Here is a 20,448-nt window from a genome sequence, read left to right on the forward strand (position 1 = left end):
GTGGAAAAGCGTCCTTCGATCGCCGTAATCGGCAGGGGTCTAATTGGCAGCGCGGCAGCGCGACATCTGGCCAACGCGGGGCAGGATGTCACTCTGATCGGCCCGGTAGAACCGGCCGACAAACGCACCCATCAAGGAGTTTTTGCAAGTCACTATGATGAAGGGCGGATAACCCGAAAAAACGCCACAGACATCTTTTGGGCCGAAGCTTCAATTGCTTCGATTGCAAGATATCGAATGATCGAGGCGACGTCGGGGATTGCGTTCTTTTCGCCGGTCGGCGCGTTGATGGCAGGCGCGGAAAGCGGTGAGTTTCTTGGAAATGCGCGCCGGGTGGCACAGCAGTTGTCGGTGCTGCATCAGGATCTGAGGGGCGAACTGGTGGCAGAAGTCATCCCGGACTTGTCTCTGCCAAATGACTGGAGTGCTTTGTGGGAGCCCGACGACAGCGGACACATCTCGCCGCGTCGCCTTGTGGCGGCGCAAACGAAATTGGCGGAAGCAGGCGGTGCAATCCTTTTCGATGGTGTGGTCACCGGGCTGGAAGAAACCGCCGCGGGCGTGAAGGTTCACACGAAGACTGGCACCCCGGTTTTTGATCAGGTGCTGGTGGCGGCAGGCGGCATGACCGACCATGTCTTGGGTCGGCCCCTGTCTTACAAGGTCTGTGGGCGTACTGTGGCGTTGTTCGAGCTTTCCGAGAACGAAGCCGCGCGACTTGGCTATTTGCCCTCGTTGGTTATGGGTACGCCGGAAGGGCACTATTTCTTGCCGCCCATACGGTACCCGGATGGCAAGATTTATATGAAACTCGGTGGGGATCCGGACGATATATTGCTAAAGTCTCCACAAGAGATCGGGGATTGGTTCAGATCGGGCGGAAGGTCTGAGGTGCGAGACGATCAGGAAGCCAGATTTCGCGCGCTCTTCCCCGCGGTCGAAGTGCTTTCGATTAAGATGGACGCCTGCATGACGACCTGGACCGATGATTTGCGGCCCGAAATCGCGCGACTTTCGGAACGTGTTTCAGTGGCCTCTGCGGGGAACGGTGCGGGTGCGAAATGTTCGGATGAATTGGGGCGTCTCGGTGCGGCCCTGTTAGCGGAATAGATTTTGAAGGGATGAAAAGATGACGAAACCAGCGATTGGATTTATCGGACTTGGGTTGATGGGGTCCGCTATGGTGGAACGGCTTCAGGCCAAGGCATATGACGTGACAATCACGCCGAACCGGTCCCGTCCCAACATTGACGCGGCCGTTGCACGCGGCGCGACCGAAGTTGCCACGGCCCGCGACGTTGCGGCGGCGAGCGACATAGTGATGCTTTGCATGGATACATCGGACAGTGTCGAGGCTCGGATGAGAGGTGGTGATGGCGTGATTGCTGGCTTGCGCAAAGGGGCCGTGGTGATTGATTTCGGCACGTCGTTACCCGCTTCGACGCGCGTACTGGGCGATGAGGTCACCGCCGCAGGAGGCACTTATCTGGACGCGCCTCTCGGGCGCACGCCGCTTCATGCAAAGGACGGATTGCTGAATATCATGGGGTCCGGAGACAAGGCGGCCTTTGATAAGGTCGCACCGGTCTTGAACGATCTGGGCGAAAACGTTTTCCATCTGGGCGACCTTGGGGCAGGTCACACGATCAAACTTATCAACAACTTTTTTGCCATGACAACAGCCAACGCGATGTCCGAAGCTTTTGCGATGGCGGATGTCATGGGTGTGGACCGCGAGAAGGTCTACAACGTGATGGCCGCGGGTCCATTGCGTTCGGGCATGATGGATTTCGTCAAAGCCTATGCGTTGGACGGCGATCCAATGCAGCTGGCGTTCGCCGTGAAAAATGGCGCCAAGGACGTGGGCTATTACGTTCAGATGGCACGTGATGCGGGCGCTGACAGCATCATGTCGCAATGCGCTTTGAAGGGATTGAAGGCGGCGATGGCGGATGGCCGGTCCGAGGACATGGTACCACAAATGGTCGACTTCTATTCAGACCTCTACAAGGGGTAAGGGCATGACCCGGGTCGCCTGCGTTGGGGAAGCAATGATCGAAATGTCTCTGGACGGCGACATTGCTGCGTTGGCGGTTGCGGGCGATACCTTGAACACGGCTGTTTACCTGAAGCGGTGCGCGCCAAAGATTGAAGTGGATTATATTACTCAGCTTGGGAGTGACCCCTTTTCAAAGCGAATTCAGAGCTTTATGGAGTCCGAGGGGCTTGGCATCTCGAGAATTGGCATCGATCCAATTGCCGTTCCAGGGCTTTACGCGATTACTCTGAGTGCTGAGGGAGAGCGTTCTTTTACCTACTGGCGATCGGCGTCGGCGGCCCGGAAGTTGTTTTCGGATGGCGATTTTTCGATGCTCAAGGGATACGATCTCGTTTACCTATCGGGAATTTCACTCGCAATTTTGCCGCATGAGGTGCGGCTAGAGTTGATCGCCTATTTGAAGGCGAGCGGGCTGCGCGTTGCTTATGACAACAATCACCGGCCAAGGCTTTGGAGTGTCGAGGACGCACGGGAAGTGACCGCCTCTTTCTGGTCCTTTGCGGACATTCTCCTGCCTTCGCTGGATGATGAGATGGCGATCTTCGGCGAGAGCGAAGATGAGGTGCGCGCGCGGTTTTCCGCGACATCCCGGAGCGGGGCGATGAAGTGTGGCGAGGCTGGGCCTGTTTCTCTGGGGCAAACGATCGAGCAGGTTTATGCCCGTGCCAGCCGGGTGGTGGATACGACGGCGGCAGGGGACAGTTTCAACGGCGGCTACCTTGCTGCGCGATTAACCGGACATAGCCAAGCGGATGCCTTGAAGGCCGGACACGAATTGGCCTCGAAGGTTGTGGGGTATCGTGGGGCGATCATTACAAAATAAAACTCAAGGTACAGGGGCCGCCCTGGCGAGCGGCTTTGCTCAGCCACGGGACCGTTCCTGAGGCAGACTGGAAGGAGTTTCATGAAGGTTGCTTTGATCGGACACGGGATGGTCGCGAAAACCCATCTTCGCGCCATAACTGACAGTAATATTGTCAATTTTGGCGGGTTGCTTGGACGTGATTTCGATCGCGCCCACTCGTATCTGAATTCGTCACATGGCGGCGGAGTCGTGTATCAAAGCCTGTCGGAGCTTTGCGACGACGAAACATTGGATTTTGTGGTTCTGACAACCCCTCCAAACGCGCGCATGTCAATAGTTGAGGGCTTGGTCCGCGCGGGAATACCGGTTCTCATGGAGAAGCCGATCGAGCGGACGTTGACGTCGGCGCAAACCATCGCGAGCCTTTTTGAAACGCGAGGTGTTCTTGCGGGCGTTGTCTTCCAGCATCGTGCAAGAGAGTCGTCGAAAGCTTTCAAGAGGATGATTGACGATGGGCTCATCGGAGATCTGGTTTCCGCAGAAATCCGGGTGCCGTGGTGGCGCGATCAAGACTACTACAACGCCCCCGGTCGTGGCACTTTTGAGCGCGACGGCGGTGGGGTAATGATAACTCAGGCAATCCACACTCTGGATCTGGCGACCTGGCTCATGGGTTCCGTAAGATCCGTAAGCGCTGTGATGGCGACGACGTCGCTGCACGCAATGGAAGCCGAAGACTGGGCCGGCGGGCTGTTTGAATTCGAGAACGGAGCGGTGGCAACAATGACAGCAACAACGTCGTTTTTTCCAGGATGCCCAGAAAGCATGCGCGTACAGGGCACGAAAGCGCATGCGCATCTGGAAGACGGCGTTCTGACGGTGTCATATCTGGATGGCCGTATCGAAACGATCGGCGCCACTTCCGATGGCACGGGCGGAGGTGCGAACCCAATGGCGTTTACACACGTCTGGCATCAAAGAGTGATCGAGGACTTCGCTGATTGCCTTCGGACTGGACGCACACCGCTTTGCCCGGTGCAGGATGGCTTGAAGGCGCAGGCTATCATCGAGGCAATGGAGCTATCATCCAAAACCCGCCAAGCAGTTCATTTAAAGACATAATACCGAAACGGGCGCGGCGCTGGGAATTAGACGGTGTAGTTCAGACCAAGCCGCCCACCATCAACATAGATGGTTTCACCAGTAATATAACTGGCTTTCTTCGAGCAAAGAAATGCGACCACATCGCCGATCTCGCGCGCTGTGCCGGGACGCTTCAAGGGTGTTCGGGACATCGCTATCTTCATGGCTTCCGGGTTGGCGTTCACGGCTGCCATCATTTCAGTATCGATGGACCCCGGCCCGACTGCGTTCACACGGATATTGTGCGGTGCCAATGCCAGCGCAGCCACTTTGGTAAGCTGCGTGACACCACCTTTTGACGCGCAATATGCGGGGATGGCCGGAATAGCGACCTGCGCATTGATTGAGGACATGTTCACGATTGCGCCTTCAAGCCCGTGTTCGACCATTGCCCTCCCCGCGCGCTGGGTTGCAACAAAGACGCCGCGCAAGTTGATGTCGATGACGCGATCGAACGTCTTTAGATCGTAGGAGAGGAAGTCTCCTGCCGCCGCGATACCGGCGTTGTTGACCAGCGCAGAGACGGGGCCGTAGTCCGCTTCGATCTTGTCGAACATGGCGAGCACCTGGTCGGCGTCGCCCATGTCACAAACCAGCCCCGCCACGGCGCCGATTTCCTTAGCAGCTGCGACGACTTCATCCGCCTTGATATCAGCAAGAATGACGCGAAAACCGTCCTCGATAAGCGCCTGAGCCGAGGCATACCCAATACCTTGTGCACCGCCGGTGACGAGTGCGAGGGGTGTATCAGTCATTGGGGCATCCTTTGCATGGCAGGTAAAGTCGCAGAAGATAAACCTTGCTTTTCACTTCGTTGCAAGTGCTGGGCAACTGCGATGTCATCGAATCAAGATGGCTCGAAAATCGTTGACGTTCGTGCCGGTAGGACCAGGGGCGAATATGGCATCAATACTGTCAAATGCGCCCCAAGCGTCATGTGCCGCCAGAAGCGTGGCTGGGTCTTGGCCAGTGGCGCGGATACGGCTCCAGGTCGTGCCGTCAGCGAAGGCGCCCGCGTTGTCTTCAGAGCCGTCAATCCCATCCGTGTCGGCTGCCAACGCGGTAATTTTCTGACCTTGGATACCGCCTGCGAATGCGAGAAGGAACTCGGTATTGCGTCCGCCGCGACCCCCTGAATTGCGGATTGTCACTGTGGTTTCTCCGCCTGACAAAATGACGACTGGCGGAGCGAATGGGCGATTGCGCTGGCGGACTTCACGGGCGATCGCAGCGTGCACCTGACCAACGTCGCGAGCTTCGCCTTCGATGGCATCTGACAAGATGACCGGTGGCACGTTCTCGGAGGAGGCCAGTCGGGCGGCAGCTTCGAGCGAGAGCGACGCCGAGGCGATGATGTGCACCTCGTTGCCCTCAAACGCAGCATCCGCTGGAAGCGGCGGAATATTCTGATCGGACGCGAGGTGGGAGCGGATATTTTCCGGCAATGCTAATCCGTAGGCCGCGATATGTTTGAGCGCATCTGCACGATTCACGCTGTCGGGCACGGTTGGACCGGAGGCGACCTGCGCCGGGTCGTCTCCCGGGACATCCGACACGACCAGGCTGACAACGCGGGCGGGATGCGCGGCGGCTGCGAGACGGCCACCCTTGATCGTGCTCACCTGTTTGCGGATGGCGTTCATCACCGAGATGGGCGCCCCCGAAGCGAGGAGACACTCGTTCAATGCGACTTCATCGGATAACGTCATTCCGGGTGGCGGAGCGGGCAATAACGCCGAACCGCCACCACAGATCAGGGCGACGACAAGATCGTCAGGGCCAAGGTCAGAAACCGCCGCGAACAACGCCTCCGTCGCCTTTGCTCCTGCCTCATCGGGGACCGGATGCGAGGCTTCCATGACCCGGATCGATCTGGTGGGTGCGGCATAGCCATAGCGTGTGACGACAACGCCTTCGACCGGCGTCGGCCAGAGATCTTCGAAAGCCGCGGCCATTTGCGCGGCGCCTTTTCCCGCGCCGATAACGATTGTACGGCCCTTTGGTGGCTTTGGCAGCGCCTTGGCGAGAGCGATTTTCGGATCTGCCGCCGCCACGGCCGCGTCAAACAATCTGGCGAGGAACGCCTTGTCGGCTTCTAACGTCATTTGCCCGACTCGCTTTTTTCGACGGGCCCGCCTTGGGTTTCCCAAGTCGAAAAACCCTCTTTCAGATGTGCGGCCCTAAAGCCCATGTCCTGCAATGCAGCTACAGTCAGAGCCGAGCGCCACCCGCTGGCACAGTGAAACACGAAGCGTTTGTCTTCGCCGAAAATGGGTTTGAAATATGGACTTTGTGGATCGACCCAGAATTCGATCATCCCGCGAGGGGCATGAAAGCTGCCTGGGATAAAGCCGCTTCGCTGGCGCTCGCGGATGTCGCGGATATCGACAACGACGAGGTTTGGATCTCCCAGCCGCGCTACAAGATCAGCCGTCTCGATCTCGCTGATACGGGCACGCGCGTCAGCGACAAGCTCGGCCGATGATTTCACGAGTGTTTTCATGGTTGGCTCTCTTGCTGGGCTGGCGTCGTCACTTGATTGCACGGTCTGAGGCCCGGTGCAAAGCGTCTAAACGAGCGAACTCATCCAGCCCAGCGTCGCCTCCGTCGAACCCCCCGGTTTGTATTCCGCTCCAAGGGGCTTGACCCATCCCGCCGCGTCGATTTTGCGGAACACGAATGCGTAGTTGAGTTCACCTTGATCGGGTGCGCCGCGCGTTGGGACCGAGGCGAACTGGACGTGGCCGATCACCGGCTGAAGGGCTTTAAAACGCGTGACAACATCGCCTTCATTCCGCCCGACATGGTAGCAGTCGAACATCAGCTTGAGGTTGGAAGCCTTGACCTCGTCCATTATGGCGACGGCCTGGTCCGTGGTTCGCAGGAAGTAGTCAGGTGCGTCATTGCGGTTCAAAGGCTCAATCAGAATGGTAATGTCGTTCTTGGCGGCTTGGGCGCAGGCGTAAACAAGACTGCCAACGAACGTCGAGTGGGCCACTGCACCGCTGGCATTGCCTGCCATGACATGGACCGACGTCGCTCCGACCGCCGTGGCGTACTCAAGGGCTTGGTCTATCGCTGCGCGGGCTTCGTTCTCGCGTCCGGGAAGCGCTGAAAGTCCGTTTTCGCCCCCGGCGACGTCGCCGCGCACAGTGTTCAATCCAAGCATTGGTAGTCCGGTTTCCTTCAAGGCCGCCGCCACGTCTTCGGGTGGTGTCTCATAGGGCCAGTGACACTCGACCGCGACAAAACCCGCGGCATGGGCCGCCAGGATCGCTTCGGGCAAAGACTTGTCCGTCCAAAGAAATCCGAGGTTTGCTGAGAAAACTGGCATCGCGGGGAACTCCGGTTTGTTGAAATTGAGGACGCGCTTCAAGTTTCCGAGACGCGCGTCTTTAGGTGTTAGCTGACCTCTGGCAAAGCACGGGCGGTGTATTCCAGCGTGATCTCGGCGCCAGTTTCGGGGTCGGTCATTGTCGCCCGGAAATCCTCTGCTGCGCGCACACCGCCAAGGGCCGCGAAGGTGCCACAGAGCATGGCTGAGCCGTTTTGCAAATCGGCAGCCGCTATCAGATCGCGCAGGGGCTTGATCTGACCGATCGTACCATCCTGATAGAGAACCCAGTCGCCGTTTTCACGTATCCACGATTTGATGATGATGGCATCCAAACGACCTTCAAGCGAGGCGAATTCCCAGAGGGACGTTGCGCAGGGCTTGCCACAGATTTGCTTGGAGGCCGCGACGGAAATAGTTTCCAGTTGGCGATCCGTATGATCCGATGCCAGCCCAAGCCAGAGCTTGCCGTCGTGCCTGATGACCAAAGGCTCGGCTTCGCCGGATGAAGCAGTGCCGAGGACTTCGATATTACGTTCGGCAGTCAACAGGCTGTTCGAGACGCGGTAAAACAGTGGCACCTTGGACGGAGGCGCGACACCGATGGCGGCCAATTCTTCAATGTGATGTTGCACGGCATGCGTATCCCGGCCCGTCCAACCTGCGACGACAACTTGCCGGCACTCGAAGTCGATCGAGCCATTTTCGGTATTGAATTGCATCGCGTGGTCCTCAAACGTGTGTGCAAGGGTGAACCTGAGCAGAAGCGCAGCGACTGTCCAGCCCAATTGCCCGATCGGGCGGGAGCGTTGATATGACTTTCGAGCAGTTGAAGACGTTTTACTGGGTCGCGCGCCTTGGTGGCTTTCGGCGCGCGTCTGAGCATTTGAGCCTGTCTCAACCTGCTGTTTCGACCCGCGTCGGCACTCTGGAAACCGAACTGGGCGTCGTGCTTTTCGAACGCACGGCTAAAGGCGCTGGATTGACCAAGTCCGGGACGATGCTGCTCGGCTATGCGGAACAAATGCTGTTCGTGGAAGAGGAGATCTCCAAACGCGTCGCCAATCCGCTGGAAACCGAGGGCCTGTTCCGGATTGGGTCTTCCGAAACCATTGCACAGGCGTGGTTGCCGGAGTTCCTGAAGGCCTTCAGCGCGGAATTCCCGCGTGTGAATGTCGATCTGACGGTCGATATATCGGGGAACCTGCGCAATAGTCTGCTCCAGCAGGATATCGATCTGGCATTTCTTATGGGGCCAGTGTCGGAGTTCACGGTCGAGAACGTCGAACTGCCGAAATTCGATCTGCATTGGTATAAGGCGAAGGGCAGCGGAGACGTCGATTTCCAGACGATACCAGTGATTTCCTATGCCGCGAAAACCCGACCCTATCGCGAGTTGATGGCAGAATTGTCCAGTCGCGTCGGACCAAATGTCCGGGTCTATTCCTCAGCCTCGTTGTCCGCGAGCTTGCAAATGATTGCTGCGGGCATTGCCGTCGGCCCCTACCCTCGTACGCTGGCTGGCGGGCTGTTGTCACTGGGGCGTATTGAGGAGTTCGATCCTGGCTTTCAACCCAGCCCATTGACGTTCACTGCCTCTTATCTGGGTGAGCCGCGCAGCATTCTGGCCGAACGGGGAGCTGAGATTGCCAGCAATATCGCAACAGATTGGCGGGCCGCGGATGGACATTAGGGCATTCAAATAATCTATCGACTTTGATCGAAAATGATAATTTGAGATAAACCTTCTGGCGTGCAATCTTGATTCGGTGAGAACGAAGGGGTGGGCATGTCTTCGAACCAGGCAAACTATCAGGATCGACGTGCATTGTCGGCGAGACAGGTGCGGATGGAAATCCGCGAGGGTCTCTACGATCGGCACACGGCCGGATTGGCGGCTGGCAAACTTCAGTGCAACCTTGCGATCATACCCGAGGCTTTTGCGCTCGATTTCCTGAGATTTTGCCAACGCAACCCCAAGCCCTGCCCCGTTGTTGGCGTCAGCGATACAGGTGATCCGTTCATGCGCACCTTGGGTGACGATATCGACATTCGCAGCGACGTGCCGCGCTATCGGGTCTTTCGCGACGGTGCATTTACGGAGGAAGTCACGGATATTTCCGCACTTTGGCGTGACGATCTGGTGACGGTCGCACTGGGTTGCTCGTTCACGTTTGAGAACGCGTTCATCGCCAACGATATACCGGTGCGCCACATTGAACAGGACAAGACTGTTCCGATGTACAAGACCAACGTCGCGTTGACGCCTGCTGGCGTGTTCTCGGGTGAAATGGTCGCAACGATGCGACCCATCCACAAGGATCGCATTGAAGACGCGTTCCAGATCAGTGGCGCATTTCCACATGCGCACGGTGCTCCTATTGCGATGGGTGCACCGGGTGACATTGGCATTCGGGACCTAGACGCACCTGACTGGGGGGATCCGGTGCCAGTCAGAGAAGACGAAATTCCGGTTTACTGGGCCTGCGGGGTAACCCCGCAAAACGTTCTGATGAACGCAAGACTGCCCTTCTGCATCACCCACGCCCCCGGTCACATGCTGATCGCGGACGTGTCTGAGACCTTGGAAGATCAAGCAATAAACCAAACACAACATGGAGAGAAACATGCGTAAATCGCTTACACTTGTTGCTGCGTCGATGACGTTGGCAGCACCTGCAATGGCCGAGAACCTGGCCGTCGTCGGCAGCTGGTCGGGCTTGCCGCTGCACATCGAATATGAAGCACCGTTCTGGGGCGAGACCCTTCCGGCTGCGTCGGGCGGAGACCTTACGATCGAATTGACAACCCACAACCAGATGGGTCTGGGGCTTGGTGACATTTATCCGCTTCTTGGTCAGGGCGTCTATGATGTGGCCATGACGGTTGCAGATTACGCCGTCGCCGACGCGCCCGAGCTTGAAGGCCTCGACGTGCCGCTGATCGCACTGAGCGCGGAAGAAGCGCGCGCGATGGTTGATGCTGCGCGCCCGATGGTCGCTGACATCTACCATGACCGATTCAACAGCCACGTGCTGGCGATTGCCCCCTACCCGCCGCAGGTCGTGTTTTGTAACGCTGAAATCGCTGGTCTTGACGACCTTCAGGGTCTGAAAGTCCGTGCATCTGGCCGTATGACTGCGAAATTGCTGGAAGCGCTGGGCGCTGAAGGCGTGAACGTTTCGTTCTCGGAAGTTCCTGGCGCGCTGCAAAAGGGCGTCGTCGATTGCGCGGTGACCGGTGCTGGGTCGGGCTATTCCGCTGGCTGGTGGGAAGTGTCCACGCATCTGATGCCACTGCCATTGGGCGGATGGGATCCTGTTGTCACTGCCATGAACCTGGACAAATGGAATGGTCTGAGCAGTGAAATGCAGGAGTTGATCCAAACACAGATCACCACGGAATTCGAAGATCCGGCCTGGGCGACAGCCCAGAACGCGTTGGTGAATGACATCGCCTGCCTTACCGGCAATGGTGACTGCCCTGCGGGTGAATCGCGCTCGATGATTCTGGTCGAGGCTTCTGACGCAGACTTCGCGAAAGCACGCGAAATTCTGGTTGGCGAAGTTCTTCCCGAGTGGGCAGAACGCGCTGGCGGTGACTGGGCCGAGCGCTGGAATGCGTCTGTTGGTCAGGTTGTTGGCGTGACCATCAACTAAGCCTTCTTAAACTCAAGAGGATCCAAGCAAATGGAATTACTGGGAACACTCAGGACGATTAACAGAGGGGTGGCCGCTCTGATCGGCGTCATGCTTTTGCTCTGTGCGGCCTTCGTCCTTCTGGACATCGTTTTCAGGCAGCTTGGGTCCTCTTTCGGCGGGACCGACGAAATCAGCGGCTATGTGATGGCCATCGCCACGTCATGGGGGATGGCCTATACGATGTTGGAGCTCGGACACGTCCGCATTGACCTGTTGCGCAGCCGCGCGGCGCCGGTGGGTCGGTGCCTGTTTGACTTGTTTTCCATGACCGTACTCAGTGCCACGGTCGTGCTGATCGCCTATAAATGCTGGCCCGTCCTTGAGCGATCCATCAATAACAACTCCACCGCGAATACACCGCTGGAAACACCTTTGGTGCTGGTGCAGGCGCCATGGTTTGCCGGATGGCTCTGGTTCGCCGTCATGGCCTGCCTCACAACACTGATCGCGCTTCGGATGATCTTGAAGGGCGAGTTTTCTCAGAGTGAAGCCATAATCGGCGCCTTTGGTGAAGTGGAGACATTGAAATGATCACCTATGTCGCCGTTGGCCTTTTGGCCCTGCTCAGCATGTCGATTCCCGTTGGAATCGTTCTGTTTCTTCTCGGTTTCGGGATCGATTGGTTCTTCTCGAGCTTTCCGCTGATCCGCGGGCTGGGAAACATGGTTTGGTCCGCGTCGAACAGCGCAACCCTGATCGCCATTCCGTTCTTTGTCCTGCTCGGCGAGATACTTGTTCGCAGCGGCGTCGCGACACGCACTTACGCGGCCCTTGATCGCTGGGTGTCCTGGTTGCCCGGAGGTCTGGTCCACGCGAATGTGGCAACGGCGACAATGTTCTCGGCAACGTCCGGGTCATCGGTTGCGACCGCTGCTACAGTTGCGACCGTAGCGATGCCACAGGCTGAAAAACTGGGCTATGATCCGAAACTTTTTTCGGGCGCGATCGCCGCCGGCGGCACGCTGGGGATCATGATTCCACCATCGATCAACCTGATCGTCTATGGGTTTCTTACTCAGACGTCGATCCCACAGCTGTTTCTGGCCGGGCTAATTCCCGGTATTGGGCTGGCGCTGGCGTTCATCGTCATGGTGGCGATCATCTGCACGATAAAACCCCACCTTGGCGGCGAACGTCGTGTGTTCCCCTTGGCGGACATGATGCGCGCATTGGTACATCTCCTGCCGATCATTCTCTTATTCACCATGATCATCGGATCGATTTATAACGGCTGGGCAACGCCAACCGAAGCTGCAGCCGTGGGAGTTGCAGGCGCGTTTGTGATTGCGGGGGCATTTGGCGGCTTGTCGTTCAAAATGCTGACTGAAAGCATCTATGGCACCGTCAAGATCACTTCGATGATCATGCTCGTGGTGATCGGGGCGTCTTTCCTGAACTTCACTTTGGCTTCCGCAGGATTAGGACAGGAGTTGGATGCCTTCCTGAGTGGTCTTGGCCTGTCCCCACTCGGATTCATCCTGGTCGTGGTGGTGATGTATATAGTGCTTGGCTTTTTCATCGAGACCTTGTCTCTGATGGTCGTGACCATTCCAATTATTGTCCCGCTTGTGATCGAACAGGGATATGACCCGATCTGGTTCGGTATCCTGATGATCGTACTGATCGAGATGGCGCTCATTACGCCTCCGGTCGGTCTGAACCTTTATGTTGTACAAGGTGCCAGACAATCAGGGTCAATGTCGGAAGTCATGCTTGGCGCTCTCCCCTTTGCTATTGTGATGCTGTTGATGGCATTTGCCTTGATCGCGTTCCCGCAGATCGCTTTGTTCCTGCCGCAAGCTCTGAATTAGAACGCTTTTCCAGAGTCACACTAACAGATGGTTCGCCAGTGACACTTCAGGACGCCTCGTCTTCCTTGGAATTTCCGCGCATCGTTGATGTCGGGTTGTGCGGTATGCTTGTTACCTTTTCCAATACACTGACGGACAGTGCGAATGGCGCGGCTCTTGCCTTCCGCGAAGCCGTTGATGCTCTGGGATTGGACGGAATTATGGAAAGTTCGACGTCTTTGACATCGGCTTTCGTGATTTTTGACCCTATTGCCTTGAAGCGGGAGGTTCTGCGACAGGCCCTGAGCGAACTGGTGCAGGATCGCGATTGGGAAACGGCGGGATTACCGGCAAACCGCGTGCGATGGACCATTCCGGCGGTGTTCGGCGGTGACGTTGCAGGGCCACAACTTGAGGAAGCCGCAGGCCTTGCAAGGGTTTCCACCGAAGTTGCCGTAAACGAGCTTTGCTCCAATCCTTTACGCGTGATGACATTGGGTTTTGCGCCAGGGCAGCCATATCTTGGATCCCTTCCCGAAAATTGGGCGATCCCGCGCCAAACGGGTCTGACAAAACGCGTGCCTGTAGGTGCCATTACCGTCGCCATTCGCCAGATCGTCCTGTTCTCGACGTCGACGCCGACGGGGTGGCGGCAGGTCGGGGTATGTGGGTTCAAGGCGTTTCGCCCAGAAGCTGAGCAGCCTTTCGCGTTGCGTCCGGGGGACGAAATCCGTTTTCGGTCCGTCTCGTGGCAAGAGTACGATGACGTTCTGGCGCGCGATCAAAGTGGCGATGGTGGCGCAGAGTGCGAGGATTTGCGATGACGGCCGTGTTGTCAGTTCTGCGCGCCGGCCCGGCAATGTCTGTGCAGGACTTGGGACGTCCCGGACACATGGGGGAAGGCCTGTCTCACGGAGGGGCGGCGGACAGAGAGGCATTTCTTGAAGGTGTGGCTCTTTTAGATCAAACAGTTGAATGCGCCGCTATCGAAATGGCGGCATTCGGCGGCGATTTCACCGTTTCCAAGGACATCAGGATCGCTTTGACTGGCGCACCGATGGTCGCGACCTGCGATGGTGAAGCTTTGGCCTGGAATGCGTCGCATCTTGTGAAGGCCGGGAAACGGCTTTCGATCGGGGCCGCGAGATCGGGTGTCTATGCGTATTTGCACGTCGGTGGTGGCGTCCAGACACAGCCCTTTTTGGAAAGCCGATCAACGCATTTGACGGCCGGAATTGGCACACTGATTGCCACAGGGCAGGAGTTGCCTGTCGGAACGGACGCGAAACCAAACGATGTGAACAAAATGATTTTGCCCGAGCCAAGGTTTGAGGGCGGGACCGTTCGCATTCTGCCAAGCGTTCAGACGCAAAGTTTTTCGCAAGACGTGCTGGAGCGTTTCCAGGCGACGGTTTTCAAGCGCTCACCGCGCGCAAATCGGCAAGGTTTGGAACTGGTTTTTGAAGGCGAACCCTTCGGGACAACCGATCAATTGACGGTTTTGTCCGAGCCGATGGTTGCCGGTGACATTCAGATGACCGGCGAAGGTGCGCCATTTGTGTTGCTCCCAGAGTGCCAGACAACCGGCGGTTATCCACGCATTGGGACAGTGCTGCCTGTCGACCTTCCAATAATTGCCCAAGCTGGTCCGGGCGATGAACTTCGGTTTCGCTTTGTCGAATACGACGCTGCTCTTCATTCGCACAAAAGCACAGCGCAAAGGCTGACTGAAATGACTGCCATGGTCAGTCCGATGGTTCGCGATCCTCACGACATGCGCGATCTTTTGGCATATCAGCTTGTTGGCGGAGTTGTTGATGCGCTCAATGAGGCAGACTGACGTCACAGATCCGGTGGCATCATGCGCCTTCTCAACTTTGCGGAAAAACACTGGGGGCGGGCTGCGCGGAGTTCGAAACGACCTGTTCTGACGCTGCTTCATGCTTGCCATCAACCGCTGGAAGCGTGAAGCGAACAGACGTGCCGCGCGCGGGTTCGGAAACACACCATATTCTACCGCCGTGACGTTGAACGACCTTTTTGCATGTGGCCAGGTCCCAGGCCAGTCCCCTGCGTGTCACCTGATCCAGGCGCACGCTTGAAAGGCTCAAAAATTCTGGCGATAAACGCAGCCGGGATGCCGATGCCTTGGTCGGTAACATCAAATTCGACCATCTCGCAGGCATCTTCTGTGACTGTTATCATGATCTGCGGCGGGCTATCGCCGGCGTACTTGATCGCGTTTGATATCAAGTTCTGCAGAGCCTGAGCGATTTGGGGCGGTTGGCAAATCACTTGTGGCAAAGCGATCGAAACACTGATTTCGACCACAGCGCCCGACTGCTTCAATTCAAGATCCAAGGTCTGAAGCACGCCTCGCAAAAGCGCCTCGGGTCGCGCGGCAGGCGGACAAGGCCCTGAGCCCCTCGGTCATTGGAAGATGGTAGTCCAGAAAGACCGCATCAAATGCGCTGTCATCCAATTCAAGGGCCGCGTCGGCCGTTTCAACCTCAACTATGTTTAAACCAAGATCGCTGGCGCCGAGAATGCGACGCAGCATTTTTCTGTCGCCTACATTATCGTCGACAATCAATACCGACAGGCCGTGCATATTTGTGAACCCGTTCGAAATGGATGTTTGGCCTCATAGTTTCGCAGAGACGGCGGCTCGGGGGGATCGCAACGACTGGGGCGGCGTGCTCCGAAATGCGGTTGCTTTTTCCACCTCCAACAGCCCAGAAATTTCGTCTAGAAAGGCGTAAAGTTGTCCGCAGGGTTTTTCCAATCCGCCAAGACTCGATTTGACGTTCGTACTTAGCATATCCGCAGACCGTAGGGTTCTGACATGCCTCAGGGTTGCCGCGAGAACTTCGCGGATTTCCGGACCGCATGTCTTGGCAATGCGCGAGATAGAGACGCGCAGGGCATGTTTGGAGGAATGGGATTCGTTAAGTGCAGAGATCAATATGCGACGTTCGAAAGCGGAAATAATGGCCTTTCGGATGGAATCCACACTGAGTTCTTCTTTTGTGAGGTAGTCAGCACAACCGGCGCGCATAGCCTCAACCGCGATATCATAACGATCAAAACTGGTGATCATGATCGGGATGGCATCTATCTGGTCTTCTTGGGCCTGTAGAAGCTGGAGCGCATCCAGCCCATTCTCCATGGCAAGGTGGTAATCCAGAAAAACCAGATCCATCTTTTGACTATCAATACACTGACGGAAGCTTGCGACGTCGTGTGCTTCATGCAGTTCGAAATCGAGGCCGGCTTTGCGACAGAACCGGCGCACCCGCATCCGATCCGCTTCCAGATCGTCGAGAATAAGAACGTCGAGAACCGACTTGTTCTGACTGTGGGCCACCTCGAGAGGGTTTTGTATTGTATTGCTCAGCATACGATCAAACGCTCCGTCAAAAGGGCAGTCGAGGTATGCCGGCAGGTCAGACACCACTGGATGTCGACCGCTATCACCTGGTCATTGGGCATAAGGGGAACGCTTTAACGAAGGCTTTAAATCCTGGCGGCGCTCCACGCTCTTTAGTTCAAGTTGTAACGACATCCCCACAGCGCCCTTCAAGTCTGCCCTCGCGACATCGCCGTTGGGAATGGGCCTGATGAAAATCCGCCTCTCAACCTCGGGAAACGGCATTTGACGTTAAGTTTCATTCGACAATCAGGCCCTTACGCATCATGTCACAATGAATGAAAGGTTGGGGAGGCCATCATGACAATCTCTGAACGTCCGTGGGCGGCGTACTACGGACCTGATGTACGTCCCGAAATCGAGACTGCATCCTGTCGCACTATCGGAGATCTCATCCGTTCGGTTGCCGAAACTTACGGCAAAGCGCCCGCGTTCACGACCTGCCTGTACAACGGTATGAATGGCACCTTGAGTTTTTCTCAGGTCGACGAAATGTCCGATGCCTTTGCGGTCTACCTGAGGGAGGTTGCCGGTCTCAATCGTGGCGACAGGGTTGCGGTGCAAATGCCCAACTGCCTCAGCTATCCGATTGCAGCTTTCGGCGTTCTGAAGGCAGGTTGCGTGCTTGTGAACGTCAATCCGCTCTACACAGCCGAGGAGATGGCCAAACAGTTCGCCGATGCCGAACCACACGCGCTGGTGATCGTTGATATGTTTGCCGATAAGGTCCCGGAAGCAACGAAGGGCCACCCGATCCCGAACGTCATTGTGACCCGGATTGCCGAATTCCTGCCGAAGATGCCGCGCGGCATTGTCGGATTGGTGCAGAAACACTGGGATCGTTCGGTAAAGCCAATCGAAATTGCACATATTCGCCTTCCGGAAGCGCTGGATGTAGGCCGCGCACGGCGAAACGAAAACAAGATCGAAGTCGATGCCTATTTTCAGGATGTTTCGCCGGATGATGTCGCCTGCCTTCAGTACACGGGCGGTACGACGGGCGTGGCGAAAGGCGCCATGCTGACCCATACCAACCTGATCATGAACATGCAGCAGACCATGGAGATGATCTCGGTCTTCAAGAAGGGTGAAGAAGTCGCCCTGACGGCGCTGCCGCTCTACCATATCTTCGCTTTTACGGTGAATTTGCTTGGCTTCTATTGGCTGGGTGCGCGTAATGTCCTGATCCCGAACCCGCGCCCATTGTCCAATGTGAAACGCGCATTCGAAAACTATAAGATCACCTGGATGAGTGGCGTGAACACGTTGTTCAATGGCCTTTGCAACGAGGTCTGGTTCACGGACAGCCCGCCAAAGCATCTGAAGTTCGCTTCGGCCGGCGGGATGGCCCTGCAAACGGCCGTCGCCCGTAGGTGGCAAGATATCACAGGCAAACCCGTACTGCAGGGTTATGGTCTGACCGAGACCTCGCCGATTTTGACGTTCAATCCTTTGGGCAAGGTTCGCGAAGGCACAATCGGTATACCGCTGCCATCAACTGATGTGATTTGCGTGGATGAAGCCGGCGTTCCGGTAGCCCCCGGTGAACGGGGTGAGATCGCCACCAAGGGGCCTCAGATCATGGCCGGGTATTGGAATAAGCCCGAGGAGACCGCGAATGTAATGCGGGATGGCTGGTTCTTGACTGGGGATATCGGCGTGATGGACCCGGACGGGTATATCTCAATCGTCGATCGCAAGAAGGACATGGTCGTCGTTTCGGGGTTCAACGTTTACCCGAATGAGATCGAGGATTGTCTTGCGACGCATCCCGGCATTCTCGAAAGCGCTGTAATAGGCGTGCCTGACGATGTGACTGGCGAGGCCGTGAAGGCCTTCGTCGTCAAGCGCGACCAAAGCCTGACCGAAGCCGATATCCGCGCGCACTGCAAAGCACATCTGACTGGCTACAAGATCCCCAAGCGTGTCGCCTTCCGAGACGATCTGCCCAAATCGAACGTCGGCAAGATACTGCGTAAGGATTTGCGCACCAGCGAAACAACACAAGACGCAGCGGAGTAATCAGCATGGTCGGTCCTTTAGAGCAGGCAATCCTTGCATTGATGATCTTCGTCATCATGCTTGGCATGGGCGCATCCCTTACACCGCGTGACTTTTATCTGGCGCTGCGACGCCCCTATGGACTGATGATCGGGGTGGTCTCGCAATACGGTTTCATGCCTTTCATTGGGTTCTTGCTGGCGACGCTTCTGACGGTGCCGGAAACGATTGCCATAGGCATCCTGATCATGGCGTGCATGCCGGGCGGTACGACGTCGAACATTTTCACCTATTTTTCGAAGGGTAATCTGGCGCTTTCGGTTCTCATGACAGTGACATCGACGGTCGCAGGTGTGGTGCTGATCCCGATCATTCTGGTGGTTTATGCCAATGCACTTGATCTGGATATTCCGCGCGAGAATATCATTGTGACGCTTATTCTGCTTTTGGTTCCTGTCGGAATTGGCATGATTTTGCGCAAGTTCAGCGCCAATGTCGGGGCGGTCACCGAGTTCATGGGATCTGCGCTTGCGCTGTTCTTCATCGTCTTCCTTGTCATCAGCTGGATCCCACGCAACTGGTCGTTTCTGCTTGAAACCACCTCGGCGACGTATTTCGCCGCAGTCGGGCTTGGCGTTTTTGGTATCTCGATTGGATATGCCTTTGCCCGCGCCCTGAAACTGCATCCGCGAAATGCACGGACCGTAGCGTTGGAAACGGGTATTCAGAACGGTCCGCTGGCGGTCGCCATCATCGTCTTCACTTTCAATGGAACAGAAGCGCAGGCAGTGATGGCGGTACCGGTTCTCTATTCGCTGTTCATCGTGATTGTCTCTACACTGGTGACGCTTGTGTTCCGCCGTGCAAATACGGCTGCGGAACAGAAACTGCCAGACGGTTTGCTGTAGATCGGCCTGACAGGCTGCAAAGCCCGCGTTTCCAGATCAGGGGTCACTCGGATTGCGAGGCCCCGATTTGCGTATGAATCTTCAAGTGTGTGTTAACCGGTTTTCGAGTCATATGCGGTTTGGGGCAGACCCGCTCGGTGCGACATGTTTCGGGTTGGCCTTCACAATTACGACGTGGGCCTGTCAGAGCAAAGGAGCCCGAGGTCGCGAAAGCATGATACGCAAGGCCAGCATCACCGATTGCAGGCACAGTCTGAAGGCGCGCGTGAAAGAGGTAAAAGTCCCTGTGAGGTCGCTTGCGCTGGTGGATTGGTCTATGGCGCTAACCTGCGAGGCAGCCCAGCGGCCGGTCATGGATCTGGCCATCCCCTGTGCCCAAATCATATCCGCGGAGAGTTCGGACTGACGCGCGAAAAGCGCGGCTTCCAGCGCAAGCTCGTTGGCTTGCGAATTCTTGGATCGGGTCAGCCCTTGATTGACCAGCGTGGCGGCGATCAGCAGCCCACCGCCAAGCACCGCAAGCCAGCCAAGCATGGGGTGGAATATGAAAATCGCAATCAGGAAAACCGGTGTCCAAGGCGCATCAAACAGAGCGAGAATAGCTGGTGATCCGAAGAAGCCGCGAACAGCTTCGAGATCCTGTAGTCTGCCCAAGTCGCGCTGCCCACGGCGCAATGCAGCCCGCTCAAGCACTGCCCCAAAAACCCGTGCACCCATCGCCGATTGAAATCGCGCACCGACCCGCGACATCACCCGACCGCGTGCGAATTCCAAAAGCCAAAGGAAAAAGTACAGGCTGGCAAGCAAGACGGTCAAAGCGACCAGGGTTTCTTCCGAGCGGGACCCCAGGACGCGATCATACACCTGAAGCATGAAAAGCGGCCCCGTCAGCATCAGGAGATTGGTGAAGACCCTCAAAACAACGCGCAACCGAACAGCCCCCGCGCATTGACACTCGACAGGGAGATACCGATTTGCGGCGTTGTGGTTTTCATGAATACCGTCGGGAACTCGACACGCAAAAGATGGAAAGCTATTTGCGATCAGCACCTTCCAACCGATGGTCACAGGTCTCAACCCAGGCGCCGACGATCCGTCATCCACCAGAGCCAGCGAACTTATCATGATTCTTCAGGAGATCAATTGATCAATGGGCTTTAGATGAACTTGGCGATCGCATCCAAGACGGTTGGCAACGGCTTCATGGCACTGATTTGGTCTGAGACGTTCCGACCGGCAAATAGTCGAAGCCCTGACGCCCGACGCTGCGGGCGGAG

At 56.7% G+C, this 20,448-nt stretch carries 21 protein-coding genes and 1 pseudogene; 13 read left to right on the plus strand and 9 right to left on the minus strand.

Features of this window, described 5'->3' with window-relative positions; all coding sequences use genetic code 11:
- The 4 genes from BOA8489_RS04620 (at window position 1) to BOA8489_RS04635 (ending at window position 3,986) form a co-directional block, all read left to right on the plus strand.
- The gene (locus tag BOA8489_RS04620; RefSeq protein ID WP_245813660.1) at window positions 1–1,110 is read left to right on the plus strand and encodes an FAD-dependent oxidoreductase; all 1,110 of its coding nucleotides are present in this window, start codon (window positions 1–3) and stop codon (window positions 1,108–1,110) included.
- A 19-nt stretch (window positions 1,111–1,129) separates the two neighbouring features.
- Window positions 1,130–2,017 carry an NAD(P)-dependent oxidoreductase gene (locus BOA8489_RS04625; protein WP_093972809.1) on the plus strand — a complete coding sequence of 296 codons (888 nt, stop codon included), beginning with the start codon at window positions 1,130–1,132 and terminating at the stop codon, window positions 2,015–2,017.
- 4 nt (window positions 2,018–2,021) lie between these two features.
- A complete protein-coding gene (locus BOA8489_RS04630; protein WP_093972810.1) occupies window positions 2,022–2,882 on the plus strand; it encodes a sugar kinase in 861 nt (286 codons plus the stop codon).
- Window positions 2,883–2,963: 81 nt separating this feature from the next.
- Window positions 2,964–3,986, plus strand: a complete 1,023-nt coding sequence (locus BOA8489_RS04635; protein WP_093972811.1) for a Gfo/Idh/MocA family protein — start codon at window positions 2,964–2,966, stop codon at window positions 3,984–3,986.
- Window positions 3,987–4,012: 26 nt separating this feature from the next.
- Here the strand turns inward: BOA8489_RS04635 and BOA8489_RS04640 are convergent, their stop codons facing one another.
- The 5 genes from BOA8489_RS04640 to BOA8489_RS04660 form a co-directional block, all read right to left on the minus strand.
- On the minus strand, window positions 4,013–4,762 hold the full coding sequence (locus BOA8489_RS04640; protein ID WP_093972812.1) for an SDR family NAD(P)-dependent oxidoreductase: 750 nt from the start codon (window positions 4,760–4,762) through the stop codon (window positions 4,013–4,015).
- Window positions 4,763–4,846: 84 nt separating this feature from the next.
- Complete coding sequence (locus tag BOA8489_RS04645; RefSeq protein ID WP_093972813.1) at window positions 4,847–6,112, minus strand: glycerate kinase type-2 family protein; 1,266 nt, start codon at window positions 6,110–6,112, stop codon at window positions 4,847–4,849.
- Window positions 6,109–6,510, minus strand: coding sequence for a rhodanese-like domain-containing protein (locus BOA8489_RS04650; RefSeq protein WP_093972814.1), 402 nt, complete (start codon window positions 6,508–6,510; stop codon window positions 6,109–6,111). The genes BOA8489_RS04645 and BOA8489_RS04650 overlap by 4 nt, the downstream gene beginning before the upstream one ends.
- A gap of 66 nt (window positions 6,511–6,576) precedes the next feature.
- Window positions 6,577–7,341, minus strand: coding sequence for a hydroxypyruvate isomerase family protein (locus BOA8489_RS04655; protein WP_093973045.1), 765 nt, complete (start codon window positions 7,339–7,341; stop codon window positions 6,577–6,579).
- Window positions 7,342–7,409: 68 nt separating this feature from the next.
- Window positions 7,410–8,063, minus strand: a complete 654-nt coding sequence (locus BOA8489_RS04660) for a DUF2848 domain-containing protein (RefSeq protein WP_093973046.1) — start codon at window positions 8,061–8,063, stop codon at window positions 7,410–7,412.
- A 92-nt stretch (window positions 8,064–8,155) separates the two neighbouring features.
- Between BOA8489_RS04660 and BOA8489_RS04665 the strand changes: the two genes are divergently transcribed.
- The 7 genes from BOA8489_RS04665 to BOA8489_RS04695 all read left to right on the plus strand — a co-directional run bounded on the left by BOA8489_RS04665 (window position 8,156) and on the right by BOA8489_RS04695 (window position 14,672).
- Entirely contained in the window at window positions 8,156–9,034 is an 879-nt protein-coding gene (locus BOA8489_RS04665) for a LysR family transcriptional regulator (protein WP_093972815.1), read from the plus strand.
- 96 nt (window positions 9,035–9,130) lie between these two features.
- Entirely contained in the window at window positions 9,131–9,976 is an 846-nt protein-coding gene (locus BOA8489_RS04670; RefSeq protein WP_093972816.1) for a putative hydro-lyase, read from the plus strand.
- On the plus strand, window positions 9,969–11,000 hold the full coding sequence (locus tag BOA8489_RS04675; protein ID WP_093972817.1) for a TRAP transporter substrate-binding protein: 1,032 nt from the start codon (window positions 9,969–9,971) through the stop codon (window positions 10,998–11,000). Before BOA8489_RS04670 ends, BOA8489_RS04675 begins: the two co-directional genes overlap by 8 nt.
- Window positions 11,001–11,030: 30 nt before the next feature.
- Window positions 11,031–11,573 (plus strand): TRAP transporter small permease subunit, encoded by a 543-nt coding sequence (locus BOA8489_RS04680; protein ID WP_093972818.1) that lies wholly within the window; start codon window positions 11,031–11,033, stop codon window positions 11,571–11,573.
- Window positions 11,570–12,853: a TRAP transporter large permease gene (locus BOA8489_RS04685; RefSeq protein WP_093972819.1), complete on the plus strand. Its 1,284-nt coding sequence runs from the start codon at window positions 11,570–11,572 to the stop codon at window positions 12,851–12,853. The genes BOA8489_RS04680 and BOA8489_RS04685 overlap by 4 nt, the downstream gene beginning before the upstream one ends.
- Window positions 12,854–12,891: 38 nt before the next feature.
- Window positions 12,892–13,656 carry a 5-oxoprolinase subunit B family protein gene (locus BOA8489_RS04690; RefSeq protein ID WP_245813661.1) on the plus strand — a complete coding sequence of 255 codons (765 nt, stop codon included), beginning with the start codon at window positions 12,892–12,894 and terminating at the stop codon, window positions 13,654–13,656.
- Window positions 13,653–14,672, plus strand: a complete 1,020-nt coding sequence (locus tag BOA8489_RS04695) for a 5-oxoprolinase subunit C family protein (RefSeq protein WP_093972820.1) — start codon at window positions 13,653–13,655, stop codon at window positions 14,670–14,672. The genes BOA8489_RS04690 and BOA8489_RS04695 overlap by 4 nt, the downstream gene beginning before the upstream one ends.
- Window positions 14,673–14,703: 31 nt before the next feature.
- Here BOA8489_RS04695 and BOA8489_RS21045 read toward each other — a convergent pair.
- The 3 genes and pseudogenes from BOA8489_RS21045 to BOA8489_RS04715 form a co-directional block, all read right to left on the minus strand.
- Window positions 14,704–15,205: pseudogene (locus BOA8489_RS21045) on the minus strand (sensor histidine kinase).
- On the minus strand, window positions 15,183–15,443 hold the full coding sequence (locus BOA8489_RS04710; RefSeq protein ID WP_093972823.1) for a response regulator: 261 nt from the start codon (window positions 15,441–15,443) through the stop codon (window positions 15,183–15,185). The pseudogene BOA8489_RS21045 and the gene BOA8489_RS04710 overlap by 23 nt, the downstream one beginning before the upstream one ends.
- A gap of 33 nt (window positions 15,444–15,476) precedes the next feature.
- Window positions 15,477–16,232: a response regulator gene (locus BOA8489_RS04715; protein ID WP_093972824.1), complete on the minus strand. Its 756-nt coding sequence runs from the start codon at window positions 16,230–16,232 to the stop codon at window positions 15,477–15,479.
- 330 nt (window positions 16,233–16,562) lie between these two features.
- Between BOA8489_RS04715 and BOA8489_RS04720 the strand changes: the two genes are divergently transcribed.
- Window positions 16,563–18,284: an AMP-binding protein gene (locus BOA8489_RS04720; protein WP_093972825.1), complete on the plus strand. Its 1,722-nt coding sequence runs from the start codon at window positions 16,563–16,565 to the stop codon at window positions 18,282–18,284.
- Window positions 18,285–18,289: 5 nt separating this feature from the next.
- Window positions 18,290–19,171, plus strand: coding sequence for a bile acid:sodium symporter family protein (locus BOA8489_RS04725; protein WP_093972826.1), 882 nt, complete (start codon window positions 18,290–18,292; stop codon window positions 19,169–19,171).
- A gap of 183 nt (window positions 19,172–19,354) precedes the next feature.
- On the opposite strand, the gene BOA8489_RS04730 is transcribed toward BOA8489_RS04725, so the two are convergent.
- The gene (locus BOA8489_RS04730; protein WP_093972827.1) at window positions 19,355–20,296 is read right to left on the minus strand and encodes an ABC transporter transmembrane domain-containing protein; all 942 of its coding nucleotides are present in this window, start codon (window positions 20,294–20,296) and stop codon (window positions 19,355–19,357) included.
- Window positions 20,297–20,448: the final 152 nt, after the last annotated feature.

Source organism: Boseongicola aestuarii (assembly GCF_900184815.1).
Taxonomy (GTDB): domain Bacteria; phylum Pseudomonadota; class Alphaproteobacteria; order Rhodobacterales; family Rhodobacteraceae; genus Boseongicola; species Boseongicola aestuarii.

What these genes read in the sequence shown, in the direction of transcription:
- BOA8489_RS04630 (WP_093972810.1), top strand. Translation starts at nt 2,022, where the DNA reads ATGACCCGGGTCGCCTGCGTTGGGGAAGCAATGATCGAAATGTCTCTG.
- BOA8489_RS04655 (WP_093973045.1), bottom strand. Translation starts at nt 7,341, where the DNA reads ATGCCAGTTTTCTCAGCAAACCTCGGATTTCTTTGGACGGACAAGTCT.
- BOA8489_RS04645 (WP_093972813.1), bottom strand. Translation starts at nt 6,112, where the DNA reads ATGACGTTAGAAGCCGACAAGGCGTTCCTCGCCAGATTGTTTGACGCG.
- BOA8489_RS04725 (WP_093972826.1), top strand. Translation starts at nt 18,290, where the DNA reads ATGGTCGGTCCTTTAGAGCAGGCAATCCTTGCATTGATGATCTTCGTC.
- BOA8489_RS04730 (WP_093972827.1), bottom strand. Translation starts at nt 20,296, where the DNA reads ATGATAAGTTCGCTGGCTCTGGTGGATGACGGATCGTCGGCGCCTGGG.
- BOA8489_RS04650 (WP_093972814.1), bottom strand. Translation starts at nt 6,510, where the DNA reads ATGAAAACACTCGTGAAATCATCGGCCGAGCTTGTCGCTGACGCGCGT.
- BOA8489_RS04720 (WP_093972825.1), top strand. Translation starts at nt 16,563, where the DNA reads ATGACAATCTCTGAACGTCCGTGGGCGGCGTACTACGGACCTGATGTA.
- BOA8489_RS04685 (WP_093972819.1), top strand. Translation starts at nt 11,570, where the DNA reads ATGATCACCTATGTCGCCGTTGGCCTTTTGGCCCTGCTCAGCATGTCG.
- BOA8489_RS04695 (WP_093972820.1), top strand. Translation starts at nt 13,653, where the DNA reads ATGACGGCCGTGTTGTCAGTTCTGCGCGCCGGCCCGGCAATGTCTGTG.
- BOA8489_RS04670 (WP_093972816.1), top strand. Translation starts at nt 9,131, where the DNA reads ATGTCTTCGAACCAGGCAAACTATCAGGATCGACGTGCATTGTCGGCG.
- BOA8489_RS04635 (WP_093972811.1), top strand. Translation starts at nt 2,964, where the DNA reads ATGAAGGTTGCTTTGATCGGACACGGGATGGTCGCGAAAACCCATCTT.
- BOA8489_RS04680 (WP_093972818.1), top strand. Translation starts at nt 11,031, where the DNA reads ATGGAATTACTGGGAACACTCAGGACGATTAACAGAGGGGTGGCCGCT.
- BOA8489_RS04660 (WP_093973046.1), bottom strand. Translation starts at nt 8,063, where the DNA reads ATGCAATTCAATACCGAAAATGGCTCGATCGACTTCGAGTGCCGGCAA.
- BOA8489_RS04675 (WP_093972817.1), top strand. Translation starts at nt 9,969, where the DNA reads ATGCGTAAATCGCTTACACTTGTTGCTGCGTCGATGACGTTGGCAGCA.
- BOA8489_RS04640 (WP_093972812.1), bottom strand. Translation starts at nt 4,762, where the DNA reads ATGACTGATACACCCCTCGCACTCGTCACCGGCGGTGCACAAGGTATT.
- BOA8489_RS04665 (WP_093972815.1), top strand. Translation starts at nt 8,156, where the DNA reads ATGACTTTCGAGCAGTTGAAGACGTTTTACTGGGTCGCGCGCCTTGGT.
- BOA8489_RS04625 (WP_093972809.1), top strand. Translation starts at nt 1,130, where the DNA reads ATGACGAAACCAGCGATTGGATTTATCGGACTTGGGTTGATGGGGTCC.
- BOA8489_RS04710 (WP_093972823.1), bottom strand. Translation starts at nt 15,443, where the DNA reads ATGCACGGCCTGTCGGTATTGATTGTCGACGATAATGTAGGCGACAGA.
- BOA8489_RS04715 (WP_093972824.1), bottom strand. Translation starts at nt 16,232, where the DNA reads ATGCTGAGCAATACAATACAAAACCCTCTCGAGGTGGCCCACAGTCAG.